Source organism: Thermus caldifontis, from assembly GCF_003336745.1.
Lineage (GTDB): Bacteria > Deinococcota > Deinococci > Deinococcales > Thermaceae > Thermus > Thermus caldifontis.
The window spans coordinates 1-6324 of sequence record NZ_KZ851838.1 but is presented as its reverse complement, the minus strand read 5'-3'; the positions used below and the strand labels follow the sequence as shown (position 1 = coordinate 6324).

General features: G+C 64.7%; 8 protein-coding genes. All 8 read right to left on the bottom strand.

Features of this window, described 5'->3' with window-relative positions; translation table 11 throughout:
* Positions 1-80: 80 nt before the first annotated feature.
* A complete protein-coding gene (gene bfr / locus DK874_RS01555; protein ID WP_114312166.1) occupies positions 81-557 on the bottom strand; it encodes a bacterioferritin in 477 nt (158 codons plus the stop codon).
* On the bottom strand, positions 554-2134 hold the full coding sequence (gene nadB, locus DK874_RS01550) for an L-aspartate oxidase (RefSeq protein ID WP_114312164.1): 1581 nt from the start codon (positions 2132-2134) through the stop codon (positions 554-556). Before nadB ends, bfr begins: the two co-directional genes overlap by 4 nt.
* Before the next feature lie 16 nt (positions 2135-2150).
* The gene (gene nadA, locus DK874_RS01545) at positions 2151-3074 is read right to left on the bottom strand and encodes a quinolinate synthase NadA (protein WP_114312162.1); all 924 of its coding nucleotides are present in this window, start codon (positions 3072-3074) and stop codon (positions 2151-2153) included.
* Between the two features lie 3 nt (positions 3075-3077).
* Positions 3078-3479, bottom strand: a complete 402-nt coding sequence (locus DK874_RS01540) for a type II toxin-antitoxin system VapC family toxin (protein ID WP_240307578.1) — start codon at positions 3477-3479, stop codon at positions 3078-3080.
* A complete protein-coding gene (locus tag DK874_RS01535; protein WP_114312215.1) occupies positions 3463-3726 on the bottom strand; it encodes a ribbon-helix-helix domain-containing protein in 264 nt (87 codons plus the stop codon). The genes DK874_RS01540 and DK874_RS01535 overlap by 17 nt, the downstream gene beginning before the upstream one ends.
* Positions 3727-3751: 25 nt before the next feature.
* Complete coding sequence (nadC, locus tag DK874_RS01530; protein WP_205387541.1) at positions 3752-4579, bottom strand: carboxylating nicotinate-nucleotide diphosphorylase; 828 nt, start codon at positions 4577-4579, stop codon at positions 3752-3754.
* Between the two features lie 65 nt (positions 4580-4644).
* Positions 4645-5193: a hypothetical protein gene (locus DK874_RS01525; protein WP_114312155.1), complete on the bottom strand. Its 549-nt coding sequence runs from the start codon at positions 5191-5193 to the stop codon at positions 4645-4647.
* A gap of 42 nt (positions 5194-5235) precedes the next feature.
* Positions 5236-6204: a transposase gene (locus tag DK874_RS01520; protein ID WP_114312154.1), complete on the bottom strand. Its 969-nt coding sequence runs from the start codon at positions 6202-6204 to the stop codon at positions 5236-5238.
* Positions 6205-6324: the final 120 nt, after the last annotated feature.

Here is a 6324-nt window from a genome sequence, read left to right as displayed (position 1 = left end):
CCAGGGTGGGGGCCCCGGAAAGGGCCTCCGGTAGGCATCATCTCGTTGCGGCTTAGAGAACGAAACAGGAGGAGAGGGTATTACTCCGCTTCCCCCACCAGGTACTGGAGGTAGTTGGGAAGGCCCATCTGGGCCAGGAGTTCCCGCTGGGCCTCCAGCCAGTCCACGTGGCCTTCCTCATCTTTGAGGATCTCCGCCACCATGTCCCGGGTACCGTTATCCCCCAGGCTCTGGGCCAGGTTCATGGTCTCGTTGTAGCCCTTCACCGCCTGGAGCTCCCCCTCGTAGTCCTTGAAGAGGATCTCCTCCACCGTTTTGCCGATCCGGATCTCCCCGATCCGGCTCACCTCAGGAAATCCCTCCAGGAAGAGGATGCGCTCAATGTGCTTCTCCGCATGGCGCATCTCGGTGATGGCGTGGGCCTTGAGGTGGTGGGCCAGGGCCTTGAAGCCCCAGTTCTCCGCCATCTCCGCATGGACCATGTACTGCAAAATGGCGGCCAGTTCTTCGGAAAGCCTTTCCTGTAGGCTTTGGATCACATCGGGATGACCTTTCATAAAGAACCTCCAGGAGCATTATACCCCGGCTGGTCCCCACCAGCCCGAAGGGGAAGCCGGACCGGGTTGGGGGCTTGGCTTGCCGCCCCCGGTGTCCCCTGGACCTCGAGGTGGTAGGGCTCTTGGGCCTCCTGGGGAAACTCCTCCCGGAAGTGGGCCCCCCGGCTTTCCTCCCGCATAAGGGCCATGCGCAAGAGGAGCCGGGAAAGAAGGGCCAGGTGGCCCGCCTCCAGGAAGGCGCGCAGGGCCTTTGGATCCCCGGAAGCGGGGAGGTTGTCCGGCAGGGTTTCCTCCAGGGGAAGGCCCTCCACCCAGGCCAGGGCCTGGGCCAGCTCCCACCCCCGGCGCACCACCCCGGCCGCCTGGCCCATCCTTTCCCGTAGGGGCTTAAGGTGCCCGGGATCCAGGAGCAGGATGGGAAGGGGTTCCGCCCTCCTGGGGTGGGCCAGGTCCTGAAGGGCGGCTTTGGCGGCCCGTTCCCCCATCACCAAGCCCTCCAGGAGGCTATTGGAGGCCAGGCGGTTGGCCCCGTGGAAACCCGTGGAGGCCACCTCCCCGGCCGCGTAAAGGCCGGAAACCCCCGTAAAGCCCCAGAGGTCGGTCTTCACGCCCCCCATGGCATAGTGGGCCGCAGGGGCCACGGGCACGGGTTCCCTCAAGGGGTTGAAGCCCAGGGCCTGCGCTGCCGCCACCACCGTGGGAAAGCGGGACTCCAGGTGGGGGATTGGCCTCAGGTCCAGGTACACCCCCCCGGTCCTCACCCTCTCCCGGTGGACGGCCCGCGCCACCACGTCCCTGGGGGCCAGCTCCCCCAAGGGGTCATACCGGGGCATGAACCGCTCTCCCTGGGCGTTCAGGAGGATGGCTCCTTCCCCCCGGCAGGCCTCGCTCACCAGGCTTCCATCGGGGAGGGCCGTGGGATGAAACTGGATGAACTCCAGATCCCTTAGGGTGGCTCTCGCCAGGTAGGCCAGGGCCATCCCGTCCCCGGTGGCCCCTTCGGGGTTGGTGGTCACCGGGAAAAGCCGCCCCAGGCCTCCCGTGGCCAGGAGCACCGCCCCGGCCCGTACCACCTGTAGCCCCCCGGGCCCCAGGACCAAGGCCCCCGCCACCCGGCCTTCCCCCAGAAGAAGGCTTACCGCCATGTGCCCCTCGAGGACCGGACCCCTAAGCCGCTTAAGAAGCCCCTGGAGGAGGAAAAGGCCGCTTCGGTCCCCCCCCAGGTGCCGGACCCGGGCCCGGGAGTGCCCCCCTTCCCGGGTGGGCTCGGGGTGGAAGGGAAGCCCTAGGGAAAGGAGCTTTTCCAGGTGGCGAGGGGCTTCCTGCAGGATGGACCGGGCCACGGCCTCCTCCACCAGGCCCCGGCCTGCCCTCAAGGTATCCTCCAGGTGGGCCTTTAGGTCCACCTCGTCCAGGGGAAAGGCCACCCCCCCTTGGGCCCAGGGGGTGGAGCCGGAGGGCAAGGGGTCTTTGCTGAGGAGGAGGACCTTAGCCCCCCGCTCCTCCGCCGCCAAGGCGGCGTAGACCCCCGCAATGCCCGCACCCAGGATGAGGAGATCGGCGCTAAGGGTTTCCATGGGCTTTTCCCTGGCCCTAGCCCACGGCCACCATGGCGGAAAGGGCCCGCCGGGCTTTTGCTGCCACCTCCTCGGGTACCCGGACCACGTGGCGCATCTCCTTGAGGGACAGGTACACCTTCTCCAGGGTGATCCTCTTCATGTACTCGCAGACGGCATCCGGCTTCACCGGGATGAAGGTCTTTTCCGGTGCCTCCTTGGCCAGGCGGTGGAGGATTCCCACCTCCGTGGCCACCACGAACTCCTTGGCCTCCGCCTTTTTGGCGTAGCGCACCATCCCCTCGGTGGAGAGCATCTTGGCGTCGGGCTTGAGGAAAAGGCAGCTACTGCCGCACCCGCACTCGGGATGGATCATGAACTCGGCCTCCGGGTGCTCCTGCAAAAGGGCCCTCAGGTGTTCCTCGCGGATCCCTGCGTGCACGTGGCACTCCCCGGGGAAAAGATCCAGCTTCCTCCCCGTAACCCTGGCCACATGGGCTCCCAGGAACATGTCGGGCACAAAGAAGATGGGCCGGTCCTGGGGGAGGCGGGCCACCACCTCCACGGCATTGGCGCTGGTGACGCATACGTCCGCCAGGGCCTTCACCTCGGCCTTGGTGTTCACGTAGGCCACCACGATGCCCTCGGGATGGTTCTCTTTCCAGGCCAGGACGTCCTCCGGGCGGATGCTGTCCGCTAAGGAACAACCCGCCTCCAGGTCGGGAAGGAGGACGGTCTTCTCTGGGTTCAGGATGGCGGCGGTTTCCGCCATGAAGTGCACCCCGGCGAAAACGATGACCCTGGCCTGGGTCCTCTGGGCCTCCCGGGCTAAGCCCAGGGAGTCCCCCACGAAATCCGCCACCTCCTGCACCTCGGGGAGCTGGTAGGAGTGGGCCAGGATCACCGCCTGCCGCTTTGCCTTCAGGCGGAGCACCTCTTGGATGAGAAGATCCCTTTCCATGCTTTACGCTTCCACTGGGCTGAAGCCCTGTTCCCAAAAACGCTGGTCAAAGGCCAGAGCCTTGCGCAAACCCTTTCTTTGCATGAAGAAAAAGCTGGTCCAGTCCACCAGGCTGATGTCCCTCCTCCCGGAGGCCAGGAGGGCGGTCAGGGCCGCCCGATGCAGGTCCTCGTCCACGGGAACCGTATGGACCACCTCCAAAATGCCGTGGCAAAGGGCCCGCACCGCCTCGAGGCCCAATCCCCTTTGGACCAGGGCCACGCTTTCCACCACCACGTAGCTGTGGGTGACCAGGCGCTCGCGAGCCGCCAGGAGGCGGCGAAACCCTTCCGCCGCCTCTGGGTGCCGGGCGTCGTCCCGGTCCAGGAGGGCGTAAAGGGCGGAGGTGTCAACGAAGACGGCCAAGGCGCTCCTCATCCAGGGCCAGGTAGCGGTCGTGCTCCTGGCTCACATCCCCATGGCCCGAGGCAAAGCGGCCCACCACGGCCAAGGCCCGCTCCGCCCGCTCGGAAAAACTCCCGTTCCCCTTCTCCTGGAGATACCCCTCCACCGCCCGGCGCACCAGCTCCGCCAGGGATACCCCTTCCTCCTGGGCCAGGGCCTTTAGGCGCTGGGCCTGTTCCTCGGTGAGCTGTACCTGGGTCCGCACCATGCCCTTATGGTAGCACACCATGCCATCATGGCTGCACCACCAGGAGGGAGAGATCCAAGGCCTTGGCGGAATGGGTGAGGGCCCCTACGCTCACATACTCCACACCCGCTTGGGCGGCGGCCCGGGCCCTTTCCAGGGTCATGTTGCCGCTGGCCTCCAGGGGCACCCGCCCCCCCGCCCGGCGTACAGCTTCCTGGAGGTCCTCGAGGGGGAAGTTATCCAGCAGGATCAGGTCGGCTCCCGCCTCCAAGGCCTCTTCCAGCTCGGCCAGGTTCGTCACTTCCACCTCCACCTTGAGGTAGTGGGGGGCATGGGCCTTGGCCCTCCGCACCGCCTCGGCTACACCCCCTGCCGCCCGGATGTGGTTTTCCTTGATGAGGATGCCGTCAAAGAGGCCAAAGCGGTGGTTCTTCCCCCCGCCCACCCGCACCGCATACTTCTCCAGGGCCCTGAGGCCCGGAGTGGTCTTGCGGGTGTCCAGGACCTGGGCCTTGGTACCCGCTAGGGCCTCCACGTAGGCCCGGGTGAGGGTGGCGATGCCCGAGAGGCGCTGCAGGAGGTTGAGGGCCAGCCTTTCCCCGGCCAGGATGCCCCTTAGGGGCCCCTCGAGGCGGGCCACCTCCTGGCCTAGTCTTGCCCTTTCACCTTCCTGCAGCAACGGGGTGAAGGCAATGCGGGCATCCGCCAGGGAAAACACCTCCTGGGCGATGGGAAGCCCAGCGATGACCCCTTCTTCTTTGGCCACGATGACCGCCTGACCCGTTAGGTCCTCCGGCACCGTGAGGGCCGTGGTGAGGTCCCTGTGGCCGAGGTCCTCGAGGAGCCAGGCCCTGAGGGTTTCCAAAGGCACCATGGCCCCCATTGTAGACAAGGCAGGGTACCCAATGGGGCACCCTGCCGCCACAAAGCTCCCTCTGGCTAGGGAAGGCTGATGCTGCCTGTGCCGCTCTGGGTATAAGAGTCGATGGCGTGCACAAGGGAGATGTCGGTAGTGGCGCTAAAAGAGGCGGGGTCACTGCTATCTAACCCCAGGACTGGCTGGGGAGAGAGGATGGCGCTCACGGAAACATAGACCGTGGTGAACGAGGCGAAGGGGGTATAGGCAAGCTGGCTGGAAAGATCCGGTACACCATAGCTGGTGGCACTGCCCAGCCACCCTTTGCTCAGCGTTACCTGGTAGATGAGGGAGCTGTCTTTAAGCTCGACCCCATAGGCACGCAGGTTGGGGTCTGTATAGGCGAGGCCGCTCACCGTGGGATGGGCTTCGCAAGTCACGGTAAGGCTACCTGTTGGCCAAGGATTGGGCAAGGTAAGGCTGGCATTTCCGGCTGTGAATCCCTTGAAGCGCTCCAGCACGTTGGAGTTGTCACCAGCAACAGCCATGGCCACGTACCGGTCCCCGCTGGCGAACCCGCTCACAGGGCGGTAAGGGAAGTTGGTTACCGCAGTACCGTTGGCATCACCCACTAGACCCCATCCCTTGTTGTCGGAGCTCAGATAAAACTGGACTTACGCAGTCTGTCCCTGCACGGATAACAGAGGGCTGAGGTCCAACTTCAGCTTACCTGCTATCAGTCTCCGTCGGCATTGGTAGAAGCTTAACCCCAGCCCCTCTCGCTGACACTCAATCAGCCCATAAACCACCAGCCCCAAGGCCAGATGGGCCAGCAGCTTGGCCCTACGCCAGTGCCGATGCCCCGTCCACCCCAACTCCTGCTGCAGCCCACGGAACATCTCCTCAATCCCCTGCCGTATCCGGTAGACCTCCTTCATCTTCATCCCCCACCATCCCGCCCGATTCGTCCCGTAGAACTTCCCCCCATGCTTGAGCACCCCCACAGCAAAGCTCAGGCCCCTCAGCCTCCCCGCCTTCACCCAGCGGGTTCCCCCATGCCTCCTGAGCTGAACACCCTCCAGCACACGGTTACACCTGAACCTCGTGACAAAAGGCCAGCCGTGGGCATGGAGCCACCCCAGGACCTGCTTTGCCGCATACCAAGCGTCAAACAGTACCCCCTCCGGCTGGAAACCCTCCTCCCTTGCCCAACTCAGCAGGGCCAGGGCTAGGTCCAGCTTGCTCTCCTCTTCCCCACCAAAGTAGGGGAGGAAGGCCAGGGGAATCCGCCGCTTTCCGTCCGTCCACCCTAGCACCACCAGGGACAGTCCATACACCCAGCCCCCCGTGGAGGTGTCCCGGGCCTTCCTCAGGCCCAGCTTGCCTGAGCGGTAGCGCTGGATGAGGACGTCATCAAGGATCAGGTAACCTCGCTTCAGCCCGCCCATCCTTTGGCAAAGCTCCAAGGCGTATTGGAAGAACAGGGCCAGGGGTTGGTTCAGGGCCCGGTAAAGGGTGTCGTGGGCAAAGTCTTGCCCCTCCGCCATGGCCAAGGCGGAGGCATTGATGGGGCTTTGGGCTAAAGCTTGAAGAGCGCGCAGAATAGGGCGTGGTATCGTACCTTTGGGGCTTGCCCGTAACATGAAGCTTCATTCCTTCGTTTGCTACTTGACACCACTAGCAGACATGAGAGATAAGGGGTGATTTGCGCCCCTAACTTTGTACACCATGCTCCTTTCTTGCATGTGAACCCCCAAAAGCCT